This window comes from Pseudolysinimonas sp. (assembly GCF_044239695.1).
GTDB lineage: Bacteria > Actinomycetota > Actinomycetes > Actinomycetales > Microbacteriaceae > Pseudolysinimonas_A.
Genome location: NZ_JBIIAW010000021.1, coordinates 1 through 22,819, shown reverse-complemented (window position 1 = coordinate 22,819; position 22,819 = coordinate 1). Strand labels below are relative to the sequence as shown.

Genomic DNA, 22,819 nt, shown 5'->3' with positions numbered 1-22,819 from the left:
GCTACCCCGCACGAATAATGTCGCCGACTTTGAGGTCATCCTGGTGTTCAACTGCCGTAACGCCATCAAGCTCGCCCAGCTCTCGAACCCTCACCTCAAGGAAAGAACCATCTGGAAGCCTCTTGAGCACGAAAGCACCACCATCTTGGCCGTGGGCGACAGCCGCGCTCGGTACCAGCAACGCATCCTCTGCCACTTTAGTTAGCGTGATCGCTGCGATCCCGCCCGTCCCCACTAGATCAGACGTGAGCGGCGTCCCGTCAGAGTTCTGGAGATCGAACATCACGGCGGCGTTCCCACCGTCTGACTCCGGAGGCCGCACTTCCGCAACCACAGCGACGATGGACTCCCCGGTATCGAGTGTGAGCGATGCCGTGAGGCCCGGCGCAATCAGGGATTGCATCTCGCTCGGGAGAGGACCCACCGCGGAGATTGAACCGAATGAGATGCGCACCTCATCTGACCCTTCACTCACAGCTCCCACCGCCGGCGCGCCTTCGAGTCTCGCCGGGAAGCCAACAACGATGGCAGCGCCTGCGCCGAAGGTTCGTCCATCGACGCCACCGCCGTAGCCGGAGCGATCGTAAAGACCCTTCACGGCGACGATTGTGGACCAGTCGTACCTCCCGGTGTCGGGAACCTCAAAACCGGAGTCGCGTAGAGCGGATTGGAGCTGTTCGACATCCGGGCCGGTCGCGTTGGTAGTTAGGTCCCGATAGAAAGGAAAGCTCCCAGCCAGGGCGAAGATCGGTTGGCCCTCAGCCTCCAACACCACAGCGCCGGATGTGACGTCCGCGCCGACGGCCAATGGGGTTGCTGTCACGACCTTTGTGACCTTCAGAACCGACTCATTGGCGAGACCTAGCGTTGTGCGAACGTTCACTGTGCTGGCAAGTTGACCTTCGCGCACCTGGACGGTGATCGCTGTCGGTGGCGGGGCAGAAGCTTCTGCCGCGCGTTGTTCGGGCGATTCGAAGGCCTCCGCCAACGCCCAACCACCAGCGCACGCGAGCGCGAGCATTGCCAGCACCGCGACTACGACAACGACAGGCCTCCGATACCAACGGGCCTGTCTTATCCCCTCAGCCGTCGTCCGATCATGCGGATCTGATCTCTCAAGGGCCATTCAGTTGTTGCTCACGTACTGGGTCATGATCTCCGTGACCTGATCGTAGTGCTCCTCGAGGAGTTCCCGATTTCTAAACAAGGTGTCGCTGTTCTCCTCGAGCAATTCTACCTGAGCGTCCCAGACCGCTTTGTAAAAGACCTCCCGGTAGCCGCTAGATCGACGGCAAGCCGAATCTGCGACGGCTGCCGAGCGCTCCTCGCCTGTTACCTGGCTGTTCGGATCAGATAGGTCGAATGCGGCGATCATGGACATGCTCGGCATTTCCTCAGGAGACTTTGGCAGGTCGGCAATTCCCAGCGGGGCCATACACTCGGCCCAACGCTCGCTGGCCGCCTCGACCTCGTCGGATTCAGCCGCTTCATCGTAAGCAGTGAACTCGAGCGAGGTCGCAAAATTGGAAAGGTTGGAGACGATTGGGAGCACTTCGCGCGCCGCCTCCCGGCAACCCTCGAAAATTGCGTAATCATCCGGATTGAGCGCGGTCAGACTTTCGTCAAGAGATGTCCATTCCGCGGCGTGGACCGTGGGGGCGGTTGGGGCGAGATGATACCCCCACCTCGATGACAATTCCTCGTTGTTGAGCTTTATCATTGCTGCATTGAAGGACTCTGAAGGCTGACGCTCCTCCCACGGCGGAAGATCCCAAGGAAGTCCAGCGTCTGTCATGCACGGTCCAATGAGAACAAGTTCGGCGTATCCCGATCGAGCGATTCCCACCCACTTGAAGTCATCGAGAGGCATTACCCACGAGTCGATGTTCTGCTCTGGGAGTTGGATCCGCGCGTCGGGCTCGGCGGTGCAACCGATGAGAGTGATGCTCACCGTCAACGCTCCGACCAAACTCGCGCTCAGCCGCGACGAGATAGTCGGCGTGTACCCAGCCCGACGCGCAGACATCAGCAGCCGACGGACGTCTGGGAGCAGTAGTAGATCGACGACAGTTGGTCGTTGAAGCTACCGCTCGGGCTTCCGTTGCTTAGGTCTCCATCCTTCTGGCCGGCCACAAAGATGAAGTAAGAACCGCCCGCGAGGCTGTTCTTGTAGTAGGCAGCAGACTCGGTGTTCGCCTTGTTGTATACCGACGTAACAGAATCATTGGCATTCACCGAAGTTCCGTCGTAGTCCCATTGCCAGAGATTGGGAATGTAGTAGTAGACGCTGACCCGACCAAGGTAGTTCCCGTTGGTCTCGTAATTGAGGTCTTCCCAAACGCACGTGTACGAGGTCGGGCATGAAGAAAGCCCGTCTGCGTTCGCGGGTGTAGCAAGTCCCAGGAGCGCGGTAAGCGTCAATCCGACGGCAGCGGCCGCCGATGCGACGAACTTGCGGACTTTGGACTTTCTCCCGAAATCTTGTTTGTTCATTCTTTCTTGCTCCCATCACTTTGAGATTCTGAACCCTGATCAGATGAACAGCGCTCTCGAGAGAGAACACAGCTGAACTCGCATCGAGGACGACTCAACTTCGTTCTCTTGGTCGCGAGCATAGCGACGGCAACTCCTTCGATTCAAGCAACCGTCGCCGACATCTTCTCGCCCGAAGGCCGAGACGTGATGCGCCGGCATCTCCGACATGGTGACCGACGCGGATCGACCGGGGGGGTAGGGGGAGGAAACAGTTCAACGCCGGAATGGTCAACGACTTCCGCTATCCCCAACTCGTTGAGGCGACCAAGCAAGTCGAGCGGGACGACCGCAATGACGAGGCGCCAGCATGCTGCTGTCCCTGCGGTTGCAATGGTCTGGACCGAGCGACAATTTGACTGGCACGCCAACTCGGACCGTTCCTGATGCGAGGCAACGTGGATTCCGAATGACCTGAGCTGAGCCGCTCACAGTCTTGATCGAGACGTCTCGCTAGCTGCCAAGGCGCTCGGCCACGAGCCAGACGCAGGCGACACCCGGGGCCTTGGCACGTCGAGGAAGTGGCAAGGCCAACGGCAGAACTGGCTCGACACGGAGTACGCCGACCAGGTCGGGTTTCATGTCGACGGCCTGCCCCGAGCGAGCCCTTCGAGGGCTGATCTCGCAGGGGAACCTCACCCCTGCGTCTGAGGACGACACCCGCGCCGCGTAAGTGATTGAGCACCACGGGCTGGCGCGTCCTCTCCAGAGCGCCGACAGAGCGGCACCCTCGTTCCAGAGCGTCTCCGCTAGGTCCTCCAAACAGCCCTTCTGTCCCAGCGAGCTTCGAGCGCTAGACGACCGCCTCAGCAAGGAGCGGAATCTCTGTGGACGATCCGTGGACAACCGACCCTTGGTCATCAACCCCGCTCCGCCGTACCAATCTGCGGAAGGGCAATCATGAACAAGGCGAAGCACGGAGAAGGTTCGGCCATCGAGCATCGGCCCGGCAGGTGGCAAATCAAGTGGACCGACGCCGACGGCGAACGACAGTCAAAGGCTGGCGTCACCCACGAGAAAGGCGGCACGCAAGGCTCACGCGGCCATCCTCACCGAGATCGGCTACTTGCGTCGGCGCTTACCTCGCTCGACGTTCGGGACCTCCGTGGCGAGATCGCGGAGGCCCAAGAGGCCCTCCGGACCGAGTTCATCGATCTCGGCTCCCACCGCGAGGTTGGTCATCCACTGCTGGTAAGACGCGACCCCCAGGAACTCGCGGGCGAGTCGCTTCAGCGTGAGGGCACCGTCACGGTTCATCGCGTTCGCCCACAGGTGGGCCGTCCCACTGTGCTTCAGCTCGCCGGTCTTCGCGTCGATGACGGCATGGGCCAAGGTCTGCTCGTAGGCGTTCACGCTGTGCGCGATGAACTTGTTGCGGAGGTCGATGAAATGATCGTGAGCCTCGCGGGCCTGGCCCTCCATGGTGTCGAGAAGATCGGTCGACAGGCGCGACCGCACCCCATCGTTGAAGCATCGCGCGTAGAGCATGACTGCGGTCATCCAAAGCGAGTCCTGGATCAGCTCGGCCTCGTCGGCGTCCATCGCCTGGATGTAGCGGTCGCAGATTTCTGCCACCCGGCGGAGGTCGAAACAGATGCCGACTAGATCCCGCAGCTCGCGGCTGTGGTCAGTGTCGACCCGGACGACGCGCTCGCCGGGCTTGGGCTTGACGATCAGCTCGAAGTTGTCGCCCTGCTCGAACGTGAAGCCCAGGAGGTCGGATCTCGGGTCGAAGGGAGGTTGCTGGTCGGTCATGGCCGGAACGGTACTCCCGCGCTAGGTTCAGCGGCGTGACCGACTCTGAGGGATGGATGGCGATCTCCGACGACGTAGCGAACCTCTTGGGCCGTTTCGTCGACAACTCGGCGTGGCTGGACGACGTACTCGGAGAGGCTGTCGTGCTTGGCAACCCGGCAGCGACCGAGATGGCCGAGTCGACGCCCGATTTGGCAGCGAGCGGAGAAAGGCTCGTCGCCGCTGTCCGTGGCATTCAGGTGCCCGGCCCTCTGGCGGGCATGCTTGCCGACCGCCTGGCGAAGCTCAACGAGACGCGTAATCATCTCGTCCACGGCGTCTGGTTATGGAGCGACGACGCAGTGTTGGTGATGAGGCGCGCGCTGGGCAAAGGCGAACGTCAGGTGAAGTACGCGAGCTACAAGTACGCGTTCATTGAGGACGTGATCCGCGAGTACCAGGTAGTCGGCAAGCTTGCGGATCGACTCGTGGAGATCTTGATGTCCAATAACCCGGCGCTCGAAGCGATGGAGGCGAAGTACGTTTGCGAGGTCGATGGGGGACGCACCGAGGGAGTCATCATAGGAGAAGACATCGTGCAGGAGTGCACGATGTGCGGCCACCGACAACCAGCGGTGCCGAAGGACTCCGCACCGTGAGCGTGGACAATCCGTAGACGATCCGTAGACGATCCGGGCTAGCCTGAGGGCTGGAAGTGGTCCCTTGTTTCTTGAAATAGCGGGACAGAAGGCCTCACCGGAGGGGCTTGGGTAAGTCTTCCAAACTGATTACGCGGGTTCGATTCCCGTCATCCCCCTCCAATGGGCCACTGACTTCCTCAGCTCGTGCCGGATGGCATGCGGTGATTGCCGTCCGAGCCTTGGACGGTGCGCCAGGAGTCGCCCGAGCGACGGGTTCTATGCTCCCCGTATGACGGACCAGGGAAACGTCGAGAGCGAAGAGCTCGCCAGACTGAGGCACCGCGCGTACTCACGGGAGGGTACGTCCGAGGATCGCGACCGCCTCGCGGTGCTGGAATCGGCGCTGCGTTCTGTCGGCCGCCGCGAACCCGACGAGCCCCTCGACGAGCAGGTTGAGATCGCTCCCGACCCGTCGACAGAACCATCCGATGAGGATGACCGCGAGGGGGTAGCTGGCCGCGGTCGCCTGTCGTGGCGTATCGCGGCGCTGGTTGCCGTAGCGGCTCTCCTCGTCGGTGGCTTCTTGGGGTTCGGCCTCGGGGTGCGTGCCTCGTCCGAACAGGTCGCCAGCCTCCTGCAAGAACAGACCGACCTCGGCGTCCCGGGGCTGAGAATCTTCGATCGGGTCGAAGCGCCGCTCGATCCGCCCGACTTCGATATCGAGTCGGCGACGGGCTTGGTCGCCCCCGAAGTCCGCGGTCTCGCCACGGTCGACGTCACTGAGGTCTTCATCGCTCGCGGGCCGAACGCCTTTGGAGACCTGAAAGTGTGTCTCATCGCTTCGGGCCCTTCTGGCGAGCAGGTGAGGTGCGCTGCCGAGGCCGACTTCATCGTGGGGCAGGGTCTCGCACTTGAACTCGGGAGCTTCATCGTCGGCTGGTGGCCGCAGACTGACACCCTTCTGCTTGCTCCGGGATAGTGCTGTGGAGAACCCTCCACGCGGCGATCAGGCGAGGGCCTGCTCGAGGTCCGCGATCAGATCGTCGACGTTCTCGATCCCCACCGACAACCGCAGCAGGTCGGCCGGCACCGGAGACCCGGCACCTTCCACAGACGCGCGGTGCTCGATCAGACTCTCCACCCCTCCGAGCGAGGTAGCCCGCTTCCACAGCCGGGTCTTCGCGGCGGCAGCGATCGCGGCATCCTCTCCCACAGCGACGCGGATCGACAGCATCCCGCCGAAGCCGCCGCTCATCTGACGCGTCGCGACCTCATGCCCCGCAGCACCCGGAAGCGCCGGGTACAACACCGAAGAGACGAGCGGATGCCCGTCGAAGTGCTCGGCGAGCCGCAACGCCGACGCGCTCGCGGCGCGCACCCGGAGGAACAGCGTGCGCATCCCGCGCAGCAGCAGCCACGACTCCATGGAGCCGAGGGTGCCGCCGATCTGGGCGCGCACACCCCGCAGGCGCTGCCAGTGCTCGTTGTCGCCGCGCGTGGTGACCGAGCCGGCGGTGAGGTCGGAGTGGCCGTTGAGGTACTTGGTCGCCGAATGCATCACGAGGTCGGCGCCGAGGTCGAGCGGTTGCGACAGCACCGGGGTTGCCGCGGTCGAGTCGACGGCGAGGAGCGCGCCGGCCGCATGCGCGATCCGCGCCGTCGCGGCGATGTCGGTGATCGTCCAGAGCGGGTTGGCGGGCGTCTCGACCCAGACCAGCTTCGTCGCACCGGGGCGGATGGCGGCCTGCACTGCCGCCGGTGAGGTCATGTCGATCAGCTCGACGTCGAGCCCCCACGAGCTCGCGAATCCCATGAGCCAGTTGCGCAGGCTCCAGTACATGACCTTCGGCGCGAGCACGTGGTCGCCGGGGTGCAGCGCCTGGAAGATCGCGGTCGCCGCCGCCATCCCGCTGCCGAACAGCAGCGTCTGGTGCCCGTGCTCGAGCTCGGTGATCAGCGCCTCGGGCTGATCGAAGGCGGGGTTCTGGTCGCGCATGTAGACCCGGCCCGAGCTGTAGCCGTTGTCGGCATCCCGCAAGTGGGTGCTCGACATGTGCAGCGGCGGGTTGATCGCCCGCGTGGCCTCGTCGACCCAGCCCAGAGCCTGTGCGGTGAAACTCTCGGGATGGAACTCGTCGACGGCCATGTCTCGATGCTAATCAGGTCGAATCGGACCGGGATTGTCGGGTCGCCCGGGGCGAGACTGACGAGGGTTGATGACGAAAGGGGTCACCGTGATCGCCACACTCAACGGGCTCGTCGAACTCATCGAGCACCAGCTCGCCGACGAGATCGACGTCTCCGCCGTGAGCAGTCGGGCGGGGACGACCGAGTACCACCTGCGACGGATGTTCTCGTCGCTGGCCGGGATGCCGGTGTCGGAGTACATCCGGCGGCGGCGGATGACGGTCGCGGCAGCCGAGGTTCTCGGCGGCGGCGAGCTGCTCGCCATCGCGGTGCGCTACGGGTACGGCTCGACCGAGGCCTTCGGGCGCGCGTTCGTCGCGGTGCACGGCGCCAGTCCCGCCGACGTGCGGCGCCACGGCGGCCCCCTTCGCACACAACCGCAGATCAGGTTTCGCCTGACCGTCGAAGGGAACACCCCGATGGACACTCGCATCACCGAACAGCCCGCCCTGCGACTCGTCGGCCACGCCGCCCGAGTGCCGCTCATCCATGAGGGGGTGAATCCGCACATCCAGGCGCACATCGCCTCGCTGCCAGCCACGGAACACGACCGGCTGAAGGAGCTGAGCAGTGCCGAGCCGGGCGGCATGCTGCAAGTCAGCGCCGACGTCGATCCCGACTACGCCGAGGGCAGCGAACTGACGTACCTGCACGGGGTGTCCGTCACCGCCGACGCCATGGTGCCCGACGACCTCACCGTGATCGAGGTGCCGACGGGGTTGTGGGCGGTGTTCCGCACGACGGGCCCGTACCCCGACGCCCTGCAGTCGACGTGGGCGGCTACGGCGACCGACTGGTTCCCGTCGAACCCGTGGCGGCTGCGGCCGGGACCGTCGATCGTAGCCGTCGTCGAGCGTGCCGCGGACTTCAGCACCGCGACCACTGAACTCTGGCTCCCGGTCGAGCGGGCCTGACCCCGAGCTGGTCGATATGCTCGCCGCATGCTCGCCCGCGTGCTGACCGTCATCCTGCTGCTCGTGAACGTCGGCGACGCGGTGCTGCACGTCGCGATCGACCAGGTCGAGCCGCTGCGCATCGCGGGCAACGTCGTCGTGATCGTCGCGGGGCTCGGGATGCTCGCGGTGAAAGCCCTGCGCCGACCCGCGGTGCCGCTCGTCGCCGCCGGGGCGAACCTCGTGCTGAACCTGGTGTTCATCGTCACCTCCGGCATCGGAGGACTCGGTGCGGTGCTGATCGCGCTGACCACGGTCCTGCTGGCGACGATCGCCGGCAGCCTGCGCTCCTAGCTCTTCGCCGACGCCAGGTCGCGGGCGGCGAGTTCGGCCGCGTGATCGGGCACGAACCGCTGGTCGTCGACGGGCGGCCGCACGTAGTCGACGGCGTCCGGTCGATCGGGGAACGTGACCTTCTCGGGCTTCGTCTTCTCATACGGCACTTGCGACAGCAGATGCTTGATGGCGTTCAGTCGCGCCGCACGCTTGTCGTCGCTGTCGATGATCCACCAGGGCGCGTGCTCGGTGTCGGTCGCGGCGATCATCGCATCCTTCGCGCGCGAGTAGTCCTCCCAGCGGATGATCGATTCCAGGTCGGTCGGCGACAGCTTCCACCGCCGCACCGGATCGGTCTGTCGACGCTTGAAGCGGCGCTGCTGCTCCTTGTCCGACACCGAGAACCAGTACTTGACGAGGATGACGCCGTCGTCGACGAGCAGCTTCTCGACGATCGGCGCCTGCGCGAGGAAGCGCTCGTACTCCTCGTCGGTGCAGTACCCCATCACCTTCTCGACGCCGGCGCGGTTGTACCAGGACCTGTCGAAGAGAACGATCTCCCCGGATGTCGGCATCCTCTCGAGATGGCGCTGGAAGTACCACTGCCCCTTCTCGCGCTCACTCGGGACGTGCAGCGCGACGACCCGAGCCGACCGCGGGTTGAGGTACTGCACGATGCGCTTGATCGCCCCGCCCTTGCCGGCGGCATCCCGGCCCTCGAACAGCACCACCACGCGCGTGCCGGTCGCCAGCACCCACTGCTGCATCTCGACGAGCTGGATCTGGAGCCGCGCGAGCTCTTCTTCGTAGAGCGCCTTGCGCGTGCGTCGGGTCTTCGTAGCCATCCGCTCACGCTAGGCGGGAGGTTTCGGATGTCAGGGGGGCTTGCGCCGGGACGCTTCGACCATCACGCCGAGGAGGGCCCCCGCCGCCGCCTGGCGTTGGGGGCCCGGAACCGGACTACCCGCAGTACCAGGAGTACGCGTTGCTCTGGCTGCTGAACCGAGCCGTGCCGCCGTACACGGCGTTGCAGTAGAGCTGGACGTTGAGCGACTTCTTCTCGTTGTACCAGGAAGCCCAGGGCGCGTTGTTGTAGAAGCACCGCCATCCGTAGACACCCTGGTTGGGGTACGTCAGCTGGGCCTCCCAGCCGAGCTGCCCGTACTGAACCCGACATGCTTGCGTCATCTCGAGCTGGCTGAACGCCGACGCGGGAGCGGCGATCCCGAGCACGGCCCCGATCCCGAGGGCGACGGCGATCACGCTGCCCGACAGCGTTCTCTTGGTCATCTTTCTCATGAGTCCCTGATCCTGTCCCGACCGACCCGATGCCGGCCGACGCCACGATCCTCCGCCTCCCTGCCCACAGCGACAATGGCGAGGTGGTACTCCCCGGGCACCGCGATCCGGCGGCGTGCGCAGCTCCGTGCGCCCCTCCCTCGATCAGCAGTCAGCACCGCGCGAACCTACAGACCGAGCGCCGCCCACACTCCCAGGTGGTCGAACAGGATCTTCGTGCCGATCAGGATGAGGATGGCGCCGCCGACGATCTCGGCCGGCCCCCGGAACCGCAGACCCGCCCGGTGCCCGACGAGCACCCCGGCGAAGGTGAGTACGAGGGTCGTCACCCCGATCACGACGAGCGCCTCGACGATCGACACGTCGAGGAAGGCGAACGAGATGCCCACGGCGAGCGCGTCGATGCTCGTCGCGAGAGCGAGCAGCAGCAGCTGACGCACCCGGAGGCGGTCGTCATCCACACCGTCGTCGTCGCCGTCGCGGATCGCATCCCACAGCATCTTGCCGCCGATGAGCGCGAGCAGGGCGAACGCGACCCAGTGGTCGATCTCGGTGATGAACTGGTGGAACTGCGTGCCGACGAACCAGCCGATCAGCGGCATGACGACCTGGAACCCGGCGAACGTGACGGCGATGATCGCCGCATGGCGGTAGTTCACCCGCCGCATGTGCAGGCCTTTGCCGAGGGCGACCGCGAAGGCATCGGCGGAGACGCCGAGCGCGATGAGGAACAGAGACCAGAGGGGCATGGGGCCGGGGACCTTTCGGTGAGCGGCCGAAAGTGGCGACACTTCGGCATCGATTGCCGAAGGTCTCGTTCACTCGTCTCGCGATCCGCGAGGTCGAGCGGCACGCCGGGTGAGGTGGCTCACCAGTATGTCGACGTACCTCCGGGTTCCGTTGCCGGAACCCTCGTGGGAACTACTCCCCTTCGTCTCCAGCCTAAACGGTCGTGAGCAGCCCGGCGATCGCGTCGAGCGACCCCGGGACGAGCCGGTAGTACGCCCACGACCCGCGCTTGGAGCGGGTGAGGAAGCCGGCATCCATGAGCACTTTGAGGTGGTGCGACACGGTCGGCTGGGCGAGGCCGAGCGGCTCCTGGAAGTCGCAGACGCAGACCTCCTGGTCGTCGTGCGCGGCGACGATCGACACGATCCGCAGCCGGGCGGGGTCGGCGAGCGCCTTCAGCGACCGGGCGACGGTCTCGGCGTCGTCCTCCGACAGCGGCGCCCGCGTGATGGGCGCGCAGCACGCGGTGACGTCCCGCACGGGAAGGAGTTCGGCGACCGGCATACCCACATCCTGACATGGATATTGACGAACGTCGATATCCGGGCCACACTCGGCTCATCGACATCCGTCAATACCGTTGGGACCGCACATGACCCTCCTCGCCGACTCGCCCGTCGTCGCCACGTCCGCGCTCACCCGCCTGCCCGTCGTGATCATCGGGGCCGGCCCGGTCGGGCTCGCCGCCGCGGCCCAGTTGCTCGAGCGGGGCATCGAGCCGCTCGTGCTCGAACAGGGCGACACGGTCGGCGCGGCGATCCGCGAGTGGGGGCACACCCGGCTGTTCTCGCCGTGGAAGCACGTCACCGACGCGGCATCCGTGCGTCTGCTCACCGCCGAGGGCTGGACGCCGCAGCATCCCGAGGCGATGCCGACCGGTGCCGAACTCGTGAAGCACTACCTCGAGCCGCTCGCCGCCACCCCGGCCCTGCGCGACCGCATCCGGTTCGGGGCGCGGGTCGAGGCGGTGTCGCGGCTCGGCATGGACCGCACCCGCACGACCGGGCGCGCCGACGCCGCGTTCGTCGTGCGCGTCGGCGACGACGACCTGCAGGCCCGCGCGGTGATCGACGCCTCCGGCACGTTCGGGATGCCGAACCCGGTTCTCGCGTCGGGCGTCCGTCCGCGGCACGAGAGCGCGATCGCCGAGCACCTCACCCACGGCCTGCCCGACGTGCTCGGGCGCGACCGCGCGCGGTTCGCCGGAAACCACACGGTCGTCGTCGGCGCCGGGCACTCCGCGGCGAACACCCTCATCGCCCTCGACCGCCTCGCCTCGCGGGAACCCGGAACCACCGTCACCTGGCTCATCCGCGCGGCGTCGCCCGTGCGGGTCTACGGCGACGACGCCGACCAGCTCGCCGGTCGCGCCTCCCTCGGCTCCGCCGTGCACGACCTCGTGCGCGCCGGACGCGTCGAGCTGCTCGACAGCACCCTCATCGACGACGTCGAGCCGTCGGGCGACCGGGTCGCCGTCGTCGGCACCCGACGCGGCGAACCCGTGCGGATCGACGCCGACACCGTCGTGGTCGCCACCGGCTTCCGCCCCGACCTCGGGATGCTGCGCGAGATCCGCGTCGGGCTCGACGAGGTGATCGAAGCCCCCGTGCGGCTCGCGCCGCTCATCGACCCGAACCTGCACTCCTGCGGAACGGTGCCCCCGCACGGGGTCGACGAGCTGTCGCACCCCGAGCCGGGATTCTGGCTGGCGGGGATGAAGTCCTACGGCCGCGCGCCGACGTTCCTGCTGCTCACCGGGTACGAGCAGGTGCGCTCGATCGCCGACGAGATCGCCGGCCACCGCGACTCGGCGCGGCTCATCCAACTCGTGCTGCCCGAGACCGGTGTCTGCTCGACCGACCTCGCCGCGGCGGAATCCAGCTGTTGCCGGTGAAGACGCCCGGGATCACTAGGATCGCCGCATGGATCCCATCACCCTCAGCATCGGCAGCATCCTCGGCCTCATCATCTTCATCGTCACCGTCGTGTCGATCGTGAACAACCCGAACCACGGCGGCGTCGGAAAGTTCGTCTGGATCCTCGTCGCGTTCTTCCTCAGCATCCTCGGATCGCTGCTGTGGCTCATCTTCGGCCGCGGCCGGGTGCCGAAGAAGCGCTGACCCTCGCCACGGCCGGGAAATCGGCCTAGATTCGAGGCGTGAGGATTCAGGGACTCGCGGCCGTCGGCCTGCTCGTCGGTGCGCTGCTCAGCGGCTGCATCGCGGCAGAGCCCTACGCGTTCCTCCGCGAGGAGATCTCGAGCGACGACGTGCTGCCCGACGACATCCTCGATCAGGTGCCGATCGATGCCGACACCGTGCGCTTCCAGGGGGAGTACGACGGCGTCGACGTGTTCCTCGCGCTCTCCAACGACGAGCCCGCCGGGCAGGGCGTGCAGCTCGTGCTGATCGGGGACGGCCCCGACGAGTGGGTCGCGGCCAGCAGCGGATGGGACTCGAAGATCAATGTCGGCGGGCTCGTCGGCGTCGAGGCGGCCTACTGGCCGGAAGGCCTCGACGAGCCGACCGACGGCTGGACCGCGCTGTCGGACTGGGTGGAAGTGCGCGGCTGAGCGCTACCGCTGCAGCCAGGCGATGACCGCGAGCACCCGCCGGTGGTCGGTGCCGGAATCCTCGAGCGCGAGCTTGCCGAAGATCGAGGTCACGTTCTTCTCGACCGCCCCGACCCCGATGTAGAGGGCTTCGGCGATCGCCGCGTTCGTGCGCCCCTCCGCCATCAGGTGCAGCACTTCGCGCTCCCGCGGGGTGAGCGTCGCGAGCGGATCGTGCCGCCGGCCGATGAGCTGCGCCACCACCTCCGGGTCGAGCACGGTGCCGCCGTCGGCGATGCGGTCGATGGCATCCACCAACTCGTCGAGCGACGCGACGCGGTCCTTCAGCAGGTAGCCGACGCCGCCTTGCCCGGCGCCCAGCAGCTCCTGCGCGTAGGCCACCTCCACGTACTGCGACAGCAAGAGGATGCCGGTGCGCGGCAGCAGGGACCGCAACCGGATGGCGGCGCGCACCCCTTCATCCCGGAACGTCGGCGGCATGCGCACGTCGAGTACCGCGAGGTCGGGGTCGAGCGCCTCGACCTCGCGCAGCAGGGAGTCGGCGTCGCCGAACGACCCCACCACCTCGTGGCCCGCCTCGACCAGCACCCGCACGAGACCCTCGCGCAGCAGCACCGAGTCGTCGGCGACGACCACCCGCAATCCCGTCACATGTTCCATCATGGCCTCCTTCGTCGATCCCGCGGGTTGAGTGCCGCGCGCAGCGCGGTGTATCGAAACCCCACGTCGCCCGTACCTGGTTTCGATACACCGGCCGCGATGCGGCCGGCACTCAACCGGCGAAAGTGACCGGCAGGTGGGCGGTGACGACGGTGGGACCCCCCGCGGGGCTGGTGATCTCGAGGGTGCCGCCCTGGCCGAGCACGCGCTCCTGCAGTCCGGCGAGCCCGTGGCCGGGAACCGCCGCCGCTCCCCCGCGGCCGTCATCCGTCACCGTGATGTCGAGCCAGGTCTGGTCGAGATCGTCGGGGACCCGACGCAGGTCGATCCGCAGGTCGATCGCCGAGCCCCCGCTGTGCTTCACCGCGTTGGTGAGCCCTTCGGCGGCGATGAAGTAGGCGTTGCGCTCGAGTTCGGTCGGCAGGTCGGTCCCCTCCGGCAGCGACGACACCACCCGCACCGTGACGGCGCTGCGCACGGCGAGCGACTCCAGTGCGGCGACCAGTCCGCGATCCATCAGGATCGGCGGGGCGAAGCCGCGCGACAGGGCCCGCAGCTCCTCGAGGGCGTCCTTCGACTGCTGGCGGGCCTCCTCCAGCAGCTTGCGGGCGGCATCCGGATCGCTCTCCAACTGGCGTTCGGCCGCCGCGATGTCCATCTGCAGTCGCACGAGCCGCTGCTGCGGACCGTCGTGGATGTCGCGCTCGAGCCGGCGCAGCGCCGTGCCCTCCGCCGCGACCGCGGCCGTGCGCGACTCGGTGAGCGTCGCCACCTCCTTCTCGAGGGCGTCGGTGCGGAACGCGCCGAGCAGTCCCCGGGCGACACCCCAGTGCAGCCAGGTGAGTCCGCGCGTGACGAACGGCAGCGTCGCGGTGAACACCAGCCCGACGAGGAACCACAGCAGCGTGTCGGCGACGGCCGGGTCGAACCGGGCATCCCCGCCCAGCACCCGCTCCACGAGCCACGACGAGACGAAGAAGTCCCGGTCGGAGTTCGGGATGAAGGCCATCCAGATCCACCCGGTGATGCCGCCGAGCGCCGTCGCGAACCAGGTGATGGCGATCGTGAACGAGAACGTCGTGACGATGAAGTTCACGATCATCGTCCACACCAGGTACAGCCAGTAGTGCCCGTTGCCGAACAGTGCCCTCAGCCAGCCGAAGAAGCCGGTCTTCGCCGTGCGGTCGTTCCAGTCGGGGCGGCGGATGGCGGGGCGACCCACCCAGCCGAGCAGCGCGAGCTCGAGCATCCCGGCGCCGCGCGCGACGTAGAGCACCGCGACCAGGAAGATGACGCCGAGGAAGAACGTCGCAACGGTGCCCACCGCGGTGGAGAACAGCCCGATGCTGACGGCGAAGAACGCGGTGCCGATCGGGAAGGCGATGATCAGGTACAGCAGCTCTTTGGGCACCCCGGCCCACAGCCGCGCGTAGAGCGGGCGGGCCGGCGCGGGAGACGTCACAGTAGTCATGCTCTCAGCGTCGCCGCCGCCGTGCATCGGCGGCATGCGGCCCGCATCCCGAACGCGGTGGGGGTATCCCCCGGGTGAGGGCGCCCATAGCAAGGCCAGCCTGGGCTCGCTTGCGGAACAAAACCTCGTGAGTAGCGTTGAATCACGTACCTCACAAGGGAGATTCAGCATGACCGACGTCAAGACCGTCCCCACCAGCGCCACCGACCCCGACGTCACCGCCGGCGTCGCCCAGTTCCTCGAGCCCGTCGTCATCGACCTCGAAGCCATGGTGGTCAACGCCAAGCAGGCCCACTGGCACGTGCGCGGCGCCAACTTCCAGGCCATCCACGAACTCCTCGACAGCGTCGCCGCCCACGTGCAGGACTACGCCGACACCGCCGCCGAGCGCGTCGTCGCCCTCGGCCTGCCGATCGACGCGCGCCTCGCGACCGTCGCCGCGAAGACCACCGTTCCGCCGCTCAGCGCCGGCTTCCAGACCTCCGATGTGACGATCGCCGAAGTCATCGCGCAGATCGACGCCACCCTGACGAGCGTGCGCACCGCCATCGACGAACTCGGCGAACTGGATGCCGCCAGCCAGGACGTCGTCATCGAGATCGCGCGGGGGCTCGAAAAGGATCGCTGGTTCCTGTTCGCGCACATCGCGGCCCCCTTCTCGTAGCTCGGTCGCGTCGTGGTCTCGCGGCACCGCGGGTTGAGTGCCGACCGCGTGCGGTCGGTGTATCGAAACCCGCCCCGGGTTACTCGGAATGGGGGCCGTGGGTCCAGGTTCCCGCGACCATCGTCGCGTGGACGGGCATGTGCCGGAGGTTCTCCGGCACGAGCGGATCCTGGTCGACGACGACGAGGTCGCCGGGGAGGTCGTGGGTCGAGGCGACGAGGGCCTCGAGCGGGGTGATGGCCTGCTCGGGATGCCACGGGTCGCGTCCGTCGCGGGAGCGGGTGACGGCGGCGGCCATCGTGATCCAGGGGTCGAGCGGAGCCACGGGAGCGTCGGAGCCGAACGAGAGTTCCACGCCGGCGTCGAGCAGGCTGCGGAACGCGAACGCGCGGTCGGTGCGGCCCGCCCAGTAGCGGTCGGCGACATCCCGGTCGTCCATCGCGTGCTCGGGCTGCACGCTGGCCCGCACGCCGAGCGCGGCGAGGCGCGGGATGTCGGCCTCCGCGATGAGCTGCACGTGCTCCATGCTGCCGCCGGTGCCTAAGGCCTCGAACACGTCGAGCGCCTCGCTGACCGCGCGGTCGCCGATCGCGTGGATGGTCGGGAGGAGGCCGCGGGCGACGCCCTCCCGCGCGGCGGCGAGCAGGCCGCCGGGACCGTAGGACGGCAGTCCGACATCCGACGAGTCGGGGTACGGGTGGTCGCACCAGGCGGTGCGCGTGTTCAGCGAGCCATCGGTGAAGAGCTTGTACGGCCCCACCTCGTAGAGGTCGTGCGCGAACTCCGGGAGCGACGGGGTGTGCGGGTAGACGGCGGCGCGCACCCGCATCCCGCGGAACCCGGTGCCGAACCGACGCGCCCACGATCCCGGGGCATCATCCATCTCGAGGTCGACGATGCCGGTGATCCCGCGCGCCGCCGCGGTCGCGGCCGCATCCAACGCCCACCGATCGAGCAGCGCCGGCTCCACCTGCGAGAACTGCAGGTTGATGTCGTAGGCGGGCTGCTCGCGCAGCCACCAGTCCGACTCGGGGCGCCCCAGCATCCGCAGCGCCGCCCCGTTGCTCCACACCGTGTGCACGTCGCCCGAGATGAGCCCCACCGGCACCTCGCCGAACGCGAGCAGGTCGGCCGACGGCTCGTCGGACCACAGTGCATCCCGGAACCCCGACCCCATCAGCACCGTGCCCGGCTCGTGCCGCCCGGCTTCGATCGCCTCGCGCACGATCGCCGCCGCATGAGCCGCCGACGTCGCCGACGACACGTCCACCCACCGCGACGCCAGCGTCCACTGCCCGAAGTGCACGTGGTGATCCCACACCGACGGCAGCACCCACCGCCCCTCCAGATCGACGTCACCCCCGGCACCGGGCACAGTGACGTCGGAGAGAGGGATGCGCGGCGGCGTTCGCGAGTCAATCGGGGTAGGGGTCCCCGCTCTTGACTCGCGAATGCCGCCGAGCAGCCCGCGCAAGTCGAAGACGTTACGCAGGATCATTCACTCGTCGCATTTCTGCGGCGAGCGCCGCGTCGGAGTAGGGGCCGGTGCCTTCGAGGGCGCGCATGATCTGCTCGCGCACCTCGGGGGTCTTGTTCTGCGAGAGTTTGGCGCGGGCGTCGAAGCGGGTGACACGGAGGCGCAGGCCGACGGTGCCGCGGGCGATGCGGGCCGCCTTGTCGAGGTCGATGTCGAGCGAGACCGGGGTCGGCATCCGCTGCTCGAAGTGGTCGACGAGTTCGCCGAGGATGCGGAAGTTCTCGTCGTCGCTGAGGATCTCGGGCACGCCGTAGAGGTGGGCGGTGACGTGGTTCCAGGTGGGCACGAAGTCGCCTTCGGCGTACCAGTTGGGCGAGATGTAGCCGTGCGGCCCCTGCACGATGACGAGCACCTCGTGCTGCCCGAGTTCGTGGGCGACCTCGTCGGGCCGGCCGAAATGCGACACCAGGGTGATCGAATCGTCGTCGGTCTCCTCGAGCAGCGTCGCGTAGTGGGAGGAGACGAGGCCGGTGGAGGAGGGTGAGACGTACGTCATCCACGGGTTGTCGCGGATGAGGCGCTTCACCTCGGCGGGGTCCTCGAGGAGGTAAGTGGGGGTGTGTCTCATGTCTGATCCTTCGGGCACCAGTAGAGGGTGCGGCCGGCCATCTCGGCCATCGCGATGGGCGTGCCGCACAGCCGGCAGGGCTCGCCGGTGCGGTGGTACACCCAGTGGCGGTCGTCGCGGGATGCCTTCGCCCGGTCCAGTTCCTCGCCGGTCAGGCCGTCCATCGTGAGCATCTGGCCCGTCTCGACGCCGACCCCGAGCAGATGCGACCAGTCGCGCCAGAGTTCGCGCACCAGTTCGGCGGGCACCTCCCGGCCCGGGCGGTAGGGGTCGAGCCGGGCGCGGAAGAGCAGTTCGGCGCGGTAGACGTTGCCGATGCCGGCGACGACCTCCTGGTCCATCAGCAGTTGCCCGATGGCGACGTTGCGCTTCGCGACGTTCGCGACGAAGGCATCCTCTCCGGCCGGGCCGTCGACGAGCGGGTCGGGGCCGAGCTTGGCGATCGTGGCATCCACCTCGTCGATCGTCTGCACCTCGCACGCGGTCGGGCCGCGGAGGTCGGCGACGGCGACGGGCGTCAGCAGGCGTACCCGCACGGCACCGACCGGTTCGGGCGGCCAGGAGTCGGAACCCGGTCCCTGAGCCTGTCGAAGGGTCTCGCTCTCGGCCATGCGCAGCCGCGTGCGGCGCGGGGCGCCGATCGACCACGGGGAGTCCTCGTTGGCGCCGACGACGCGGTCGCCCGTCGCTCGGCCCCCGCGCTCGGCGGGCGAGAGCGACTCGACAGGCGACAAGGTCGCCGTGATGTCGCCCGCGAAGTCCCAGGCGCCGTACATCCCCAGGTGCACCCGCAGCCACAGCGCGTGGTCGAACTCGAGGAACATCTGCTTGCCGACGGCCCGCGACTGCACGATCGCATGCCCGTCGAGCTGCGCGGCGCCCTGCGCGAACCGTCCCTGCGGCGACGACACCTGCACCGGCGGCCCGGTGAACGACCGCGCGAACTGCCGCGCGATCCGGTGGACGGAATGACCCTCGGGCATTCGTCGGGTCAGACGATCTCGTGCCCGGCGATGGCTCCGGTCGTCTCGTATTCGCGCAACTGGGCGATGCGGCGAGCGTGCCGCTCCTCACCCGAGAACGGCGTCTGGATGAAGGCGTCGATGAAGCGCACGACCTCGTCGAAGGAGTGCTGCCGGGCCCCGATCGCGATGACGTTCGCGGCGTTGTGCTCGCGGGCGAGTTCGGCGGTCGCGAGGCTCCAGACAAGGGCCGCCCGGATGCCGACGACCTTGTTGGCGGCCATCTGCTCGCCGTTGCCCGACCCGCCGAAGACGATGCCGAGTGCGGCGACGCCGGCCTCCTCGTCGCGCATGACCGCGCGGGCGGCGTTGATGCAGAAGCTCGGGTAGTCGTCGAGAGCGTCGTACTCCTGCGGCCCGTGGTCGACGACCTCGTGACCCAGGTCGGCGAGGTGGTGCTGGAGGTCGGTGCTGAATTCCAGACCGGCGTGATCGGTGCCCAGATGGATGCGCATGGTGCCGCCAGCTTAAGACCGCGAACCCGCGGACCCTTGCGGGTGATCGCCGGGTGAGGGCAGAATCTCTGCAACGCGCCGGACTCACGGTTCCGGTGCCCCTGATCGCGACGGCGGGGTCGCCCTGGACCCCGCCGCCGCTTCCCGGAAATCTCCCCGGCGGATTTCGACGAGACGGGCGAGAATGGGGGCAGCGAAGGGGGCCTCATGACCGTTCTCCCCGTCATCCCGGATGGCGTTCCGCAGCTCTCGCCGGGCACGCACCGCTCGGCGAAGACCGGCGCGTGCTTCATGGAGTTCGCCTCGTACCTGGCCGGGGAGCCGTGGAGCGACTCCCCGCAGTGCACCGACCCGCTGCTCGCCCACCTCGCCCGCGCGGTCAACGACCGGCTGAGCGACGAACGCCGCGGCGAGATCGTCCCCGACATCCCCCGCGTCATCGGGCTGCGGGGCGACCATCGCGTCATCGCGCCGGTCGTCGCAGTGCGGGCCGCGGCATCCGCTCTGCCGGTGGTCAGCATGGGACGCCAGCACGCCCTCGCGGTCGCGCTGCTGACGCTCCCCCGACTGCTGCCGGCCGACGCCGCTCCGGCCGTGCGGCACGCTGCGCGGGAGGCGCTCGACGCCGTCCCCGAGGCGGCACGCTGGGCGACCGACCACTTGCGCAGGAACCCGGTGAAGGACCGCGATCTGCGCCGGGGCGCCGCCGCGATGGCCGTGCAGCTCGCGGCGACCGGCATCGCGGAAGCCTGTGTCGAAGATCCCGACGCGCTGCTCATCGCGGCGCTGCGGGCGGCGATCACCGACGTCGAAGACCTGCTCACGTCGCCCGCGGCTATCGTGGACGGGTGCCTGGAGAGAACCTCACTCGAATCGAAGCCCAGGAGCGCAAGTCGCTCGTCTCGGTCGTCTCGTATGACGTCCACCTCGATCTGACGACGGGACCGGAGACCTTCCGGTCGACGACCACCGTCGTCTTCGGGGCCACCGCGGGGGCGTCGACGTTCATCGACGCGATCACCGCGCAGGTGCACGCGATCACGCTCAACGGCGAGGCGATGGATGTCTCCGCCTCCGACGGCACCCGCATCCAGCTCGACTCTCTCGCCGCCGAGAACACCCTCGTCGTCGACGCCGACTTCCGGTACACGAACACCGGCGAGGGCCTGCACCGGTTCGTCGACCCGGTCGACGGCGAGGCGTACCTCTACTCGCAGTTCGAGGTGCCCGACGCACGGCAGGTGTACGCGGTGTTCGAGCAGCCCGACCTCAAGGCGACCTTCACCTTCCGCGTGACCGCCCCCGAGAACTGGGTCGTCGTGTCGAACTCGCCCACCCCCGAGCCGGTCGACGGGGTGTGGACCTTCCCCGCCACCCCGCGCATCTCCTCCTACATCACGGCGATCGTCGCCGGCCCGTACGACTCGGTGCGCTCGGAGCTGACCTCGAGCGACGGCCGCGTCATCCCGCTCGGGGTCTACGCCCGCAAGTCGCTCATGCGCTTCGTCGACCACGACTACATCTTCGACATCACCCGCAAGGGCTTCGCCTACTTCGAGGAGAAGTTCGGCTACCCCTATCCGTTCGAGAAGTACGACCAGCTCTTCGTGCCCGAGTTCAACGCCGGCGCGATGGAGAACGCCGGCGCGGTGACCTTCACCGAGACCTACGTCTTCCGCGCGAAGGTGACCGACGCCATCCGCGAGCGCCGGGTCGTGACGATCCTGCACGAGCTCGCCCACATGTGGTTCGGCGACCTCGTGACGATGAAGTGGTGGAACGACCTCTGGCTCAACGAGTCGTTCGCCGAGTGGGCCTCGACGATCGCGGCCGTCGAAGCCACCGAGTGGACCAACGGGTGGGCGACGTTCAACTCGATGGAGAAGAGCTGGGCCTACCGCCAGGACCAGCTGCCGAGCACCCACCCGATCGTCGCGACGATCAACGACCTCGAAGACGTGCAGGTCAACTTCGACGGCATCACCTACGCCAAGGGCGGCTCGGTGCTCAAGCAGCTCGCCGCCTGGGTCGGCATCGACGCCTTCTTCGCCGGCGTCGGCGCCTACTTCCGCAAGCACGAGTACGGCAACACGGTGCTCGCCGACCTGCTGCACGAGCTCGAGGTCACGTCGGGGCGCGAACTCGGCTCGTGGTCGAAGCTCTGGCTCGAGACCGCGGGCGTGAACACGCTCAAGCCGATCGTCGAGACGGATGCCGACGGCGTCATCACCCGCTTCGAGATCACGCAGACGGCTTCGCCTGCGCAGCCCACCATCCGCCCGCACCGCCTCGCGATCGGCTTCTACGACGTCGTCGACGGCGAGCCGAACGCCGACGTCGAGGGCGACCTGTCGCCCAAGGTCGTGCGCACGCAGCGCGTCGAGCTCGACCTCGGAGCGGTCGCCAGCCAGTCGATCGACGAACTGGTCGGGCTGAAGCGCCCGGGCCTCATCCTGCTCAACGACGACGACCTCGCCTACGCGAAGATCCGCATGGACGAGGCCTCCCAGCAGTTCGCGATCGACAAGCTCGCCGACATCGACGACCCGCTGGCCCGCGCCCTGGTCTGGAGCTCGGCGTGGGACGCGACCCGGGATGCCGAGACCCCGGCAAGCGACTACGTCGACCTCGTACTGGCGAACATCGCGAGCGAGACCGAGTCGTGGACGCTGCGCAACACCCTCACCCAGCTGATCCAGGTCGCCCGGCAGTACGTCGCGCCCGAGAACCGGGATGCCACGATCGCCCGCGTCGGCGACGCCCTCTGGGAGCTGGCCGAGGCGGCCGAGGCGGCCAGCGACGCGCAGTTCCAGTTCGTCAAGTTCTTCGCGAACGTGCCGTCGACGCCGGATCATGCGGCGAAGCTGAAGGCACTGCTCGACGGATCGATCCAGCTCGACGGGCTCGAGATCGACGCCGACCTCACCTGGGAGCTGCTCGAGGGCCTCGTGCTGCTCGGCGAGGCCGGCGAGGCCGAGATCGCCGCGCAGCTGGCGGAGGACAACACGGCGAACGGCCAGCAGTCCGCCGCGCGCGCCCGCGCGACCGGCGACAAGGCCGCGGCGCTGGAGCAGGCGCTGACCGACGCCACCCTGTCGAACATCGTGCTGCGCTCGTCGGGGCTCGGCTTCCAGCACTCCAACGACCCGTCGGCCCTCCGGCCGCTCGTCGAGCGCTACTTCGGCGCCCTCGAGGAGACCTGGAAGACCCGCCCGTTCACGATCGCGGAGTACGTCGCGATCTGGTTCTACCCGGGGGCGCTCGCCAGCCAGGAACTCGTCGACGCGACGAACGCCTGGCTCGACGCGCATCCCGACATCCCGGCGTTGCGGCGCCTGGTGGTCGAGAACCTCGCCGGGGTCGAGCGGGCCCTCCGCGTGCAGCAGCGGGATCGTTCGGAGTGACCTCACCCGCGGGTTGAGTGCCCGGCGGCAGCCGGGTGTATCGAAACCGCCGTTC

Annotated in this window: 25 protein-coding genes; 10 read left to right on the top strand and 15 right to left on the bottom strand. The window is 67.8% G+C overall.

Annotated features, from left to right (window positions below; genetic code table 11):
- Window position 1: 1 nt before the first annotated feature.
- From ACILQS_RS05210 to ACILQS_RS05195, 4 genes are all read right to left on the bottom strand, one after another.
- Window positions 2-1,126 carry a hypothetical protein gene (locus tag ACILQS_RS05210; RefSeq protein WP_395639050.1) on the bottom strand — a complete coding sequence of 375 codons (1,125 nt, stop codon included), beginning with the start codon at window positions 1,124-1,126 and terminating at the stop codon, window positions 2-4.
- On the bottom strand, window positions 1,127-1,951 hold the full coding sequence (locus ACILQS_RS05205) for a hypothetical protein (protein WP_395639049.1): 825 nt from the start codon (window positions 1,949-1,951) through the stop codon (window positions 1,127-1,129).
- A 74-nt stretch (window positions 1,952-2,025) separates the two neighbouring features.
- Window positions 2,026-2,493 (bottom strand): peptidase inhibitor family I36 protein, encoded by a 468-nt coding sequence (locus ACILQS_RS05200; RefSeq protein ID WP_395639048.1) that lies wholly within the window; start codon window positions 2,491-2,493, stop codon window positions 2,026-2,028.
- 1,101 nt (window positions 2,494-3,594) lie between these two features.
- The gene (locus tag ACILQS_RS05195; protein WP_395639047.1) at window positions 3,595-4,287 is read right to left on the bottom strand and encodes a hypothetical protein; all 693 of its coding nucleotides are present in this window, start codon (window positions 4,285-4,287) and stop codon (window positions 3,595-3,597) included.
- A 35-nt stretch (window positions 4,288-4,322) separates the two neighbouring features.
- Between ACILQS_RS05195 and ACILQS_RS05190 the strand changes: the two genes are divergently transcribed.
- Both ACILQS_RS05190 and ACILQS_RS05185 read left to right on the top strand, forming a co-directional pair.
- Window positions 4,323-4,925, top strand: coding sequence for a hypothetical protein (locus ACILQS_RS05190; protein WP_395639046.1), 603 nt, complete (start codon window positions 4,323-4,325; stop codon window positions 4,923-4,925).
- Between the two features lie 271 nt (window positions 4,926-5,196).
- Window positions 5,197-5,886, top strand: coding sequence for a hypothetical protein (locus tag ACILQS_RS05185; RefSeq protein ID WP_395639045.1), 690 nt, complete (start codon window positions 5,197-5,199; stop codon window positions 5,884-5,886).
- Window positions 5,887-5,913: 27 nt separating this feature from the next.
- Here ACILQS_RS05185 and ACILQS_RS05180 read toward each other — a convergent pair whose 3' ends face one another.
- Complete coding sequence (locus ACILQS_RS05180) at window positions 5,914-7,053, bottom strand: trans-sulfuration enzyme family protein (RefSeq protein ID WP_395639044.1); 1,140 nt, start codon at window positions 7,051-7,053, stop codon at window positions 5,914-5,916.
- An 88-nt stretch (window positions 7,054-7,141) separates the two neighbouring features.
- On the opposite strand from ACILQS_RS05180, the gene ACILQS_RS05175 reads away from it, so the two are divergent.
- Complete coding sequence (locus tag ACILQS_RS05175) at window positions 7,142-8,008, top strand: GyrI-like domain-containing protein (protein WP_395639043.1); 867 nt, start codon at window positions 7,142-7,144, stop codon at window positions 8,006-8,008.
- A gap of 27 nt (window positions 8,009-8,035) precedes the next feature.
- Window positions 8,036-8,341: a hypothetical protein gene (locus ACILQS_RS05170; protein WP_395639042.1), complete on the top strand. Its 306-nt coding sequence runs from the start codon at window positions 8,036-8,038 to the stop codon at window positions 8,339-8,341.
- On the opposite strand, the gene ppk2 is transcribed toward ACILQS_RS05170, so the two are convergent.
- From ppk2 to ACILQS_RS05150, 4 genes are all read right to left on the bottom strand, one after another.
- Window positions 8,338-9,168, bottom strand: coding sequence for a polyphosphate kinase 2 (ppk2, locus tag ACILQS_RS05165; protein ID WP_395639041.1), 831 nt, complete (start codon window positions 9,166-9,168; stop codon window positions 8,338-8,340). The two genes, ACILQS_RS05170 and ppk2, sit on opposite strands and share 4 nt — an antisense overlap.
- A gap of 115 nt (window positions 9,169-9,283) precedes the next feature.
- Window positions 9,284-9,622: a hypothetical protein gene (locus ACILQS_RS05160; protein ID WP_395639040.1), complete on the bottom strand. Its 339-nt coding sequence runs from the start codon at window positions 9,620-9,622 to the stop codon at window positions 9,284-9,286.
- Window positions 9,623-9,789: 167 nt separating this feature from the next.
- Window positions 9,790-10,371 carry a manganese efflux pump MntP family protein gene (locus ACILQS_RS05155; RefSeq protein WP_395639039.1) on the bottom strand — a complete coding sequence of 194 codons (582 nt, stop codon included), beginning with the start codon at window positions 10,369-10,371 and terminating at the stop codon, window positions 9,790-9,792.
- A gap of 193 nt (window positions 10,372-10,564) precedes the next feature.
- Complete coding sequence (locus ACILQS_RS05150) at window positions 10,565-10,915, bottom strand: metalloregulator ArsR/SmtB family transcription factor (protein ID WP_395639038.1); 351 nt, start codon at window positions 10,913-10,915, stop codon at window positions 10,565-10,567.
- Window positions 10,916-11,003: 88 nt separating this feature from the next.
- Here ACILQS_RS05150 and ACILQS_RS05145 point away from each other — a divergent pair, with 88 nt between their 5' ends.
- Genes ACILQS_RS05145 through ACILQS_RS05135 form a run of 3 tightly spaced genes read left to right on the top strand, consistent with a single transcriptional unit; the run spans window position 11,004 to window position 12,983 of the window.
- Window positions 11,004-12,305, top strand: coding sequence for an NAD(P)-binding domain-containing protein (locus ACILQS_RS05145; RefSeq protein WP_395639037.1), 1,302 nt, complete (start codon window positions 11,004-11,006; stop codon window positions 12,303-12,305).
- Between the two features lie 28 nt (window positions 12,306-12,333).
- The gene (locus tag ACILQS_RS05140; RefSeq protein WP_395639036.1) at window positions 12,334-12,531 is read left to right on the top strand and encodes a PLDc N-terminal domain-containing protein; all 198 of its coding nucleotides are present in this window, start codon (window positions 12,334-12,336) and stop codon (window positions 12,529-12,531) included.
- 38 nt (window positions 12,532-12,569) lie between these two features.
- A complete protein-coding gene (locus ACILQS_RS05135) occupies window positions 12,570-12,983 on the top strand; it encodes a hypothetical protein (protein ID WP_395639035.1) in 414 nt (137 codons plus the stop codon).
- 3 nt (window positions 12,984-12,986) lie between these two features.
- Here ACILQS_RS05135 and ACILQS_RS05130 read toward each other — a convergent pair whose 3' ends face one another.
- A complete protein-coding gene (locus ACILQS_RS05130) occupies window positions 12,987-13,643 on the bottom strand; it encodes a response regulator (RefSeq protein ID WP_395639034.1) in 657 nt (218 codons plus the stop codon).
- A gap of 112 nt (window positions 13,644-13,755) precedes the next feature.
- Window positions 13,756-15,114: a sensor histidine kinase gene (locus tag ACILQS_RS05125; RefSeq protein WP_395639033.1), complete on the bottom strand. Its 1,359-nt coding sequence runs from the start codon at window positions 15,112-15,114 to the stop codon at window positions 13,756-13,758.
- A 169-nt stretch (window positions 15,115-15,283) separates the two neighbouring features.
- Between ACILQS_RS05125 and ACILQS_RS05120 the strand changes: the two genes are divergently transcribed.
- Window positions 15,284-15,778 (top strand): Dps family protein, encoded by a 495-nt coding sequence (locus ACILQS_RS05120; protein ID WP_395639032.1) that lies wholly within the window; start codon window positions 15,284-15,286, stop codon window positions 15,776-15,778.
- A gap of 79 nt (window positions 15,779-15,857) precedes the next feature.
- Here the strand turns inward: ACILQS_RS05120 and ACILQS_RS05115 are convergent, their stop codons facing one another.
- The 4 genes from ACILQS_RS05115 to ACILQS_RS05100 are packed head-to-tail and all read right to left on the bottom strand — an operon-like array spanning window position 15,858 to window position 19,360.
- Window positions 15,858-17,276, bottom strand: a complete 1,419-nt coding sequence (locus ACILQS_RS05115; protein ID WP_395639031.1) for an amidohydrolase — start codon at window positions 17,274-17,276, stop codon at window positions 15,858-15,860.
- Complete coding sequence (locus ACILQS_RS05110) at window positions 17,263-17,883, bottom strand: FMN-binding negative transcriptional regulator (protein WP_395639030.1); 621 nt, start codon at window positions 17,881-17,883, stop codon at window positions 17,263-17,265. The genes ACILQS_RS05115 and ACILQS_RS05110 overlap by 14 nt, the downstream gene beginning before the upstream one ends.
- Window positions 17,880-18,866, bottom strand: a complete 987-nt coding sequence (locus ACILQS_RS05105) for an Fpg/Nei family DNA glycosylase (protein ID WP_395639029.1) — start codon at window positions 18,864-18,866, stop codon at window positions 17,880-17,882. Before ACILQS_RS05105 ends, ACILQS_RS05110 begins: the two co-directional genes overlap by 4 nt.
- A gap of 8 nt (window positions 18,867-18,874) precedes the next feature.
- A complete protein-coding gene (locus tag ACILQS_RS05100; protein ID WP_395639028.1) occupies window positions 18,875-19,360 on the bottom strand; it encodes a ribose-5-phosphate isomerase in 486 nt (161 codons plus the stop codon).
- 207 nt (window positions 19,361-19,567) lie between these two features.
- Between ACILQS_RS05100 and ACILQS_RS05095 the strand changes: the two genes are divergently transcribed.
- Both ACILQS_RS05095 and pepN read left to right on the top strand, forming a co-directional pair.
- Window positions 19,568-20,296 (top strand): hypothetical protein, encoded by a 729-nt coding sequence (locus ACILQS_RS05095; RefSeq protein WP_395639027.1) that lies wholly within the window; start codon window positions 19,568-19,570, stop codon window positions 20,294-20,296.
- Entirely contained in the window at window positions 20,209-22,764 is a 2,556-nt protein-coding gene (gene pepN, locus ACILQS_RS05090) for an aminopeptidase N (protein ID WP_395639026.1), read from the top strand. The genes ACILQS_RS05095 and pepN overlap by 88 nt, the downstream gene beginning before the upstream one ends.
- Window positions 22,765-22,819: the final 55 nt, after the last annotated feature.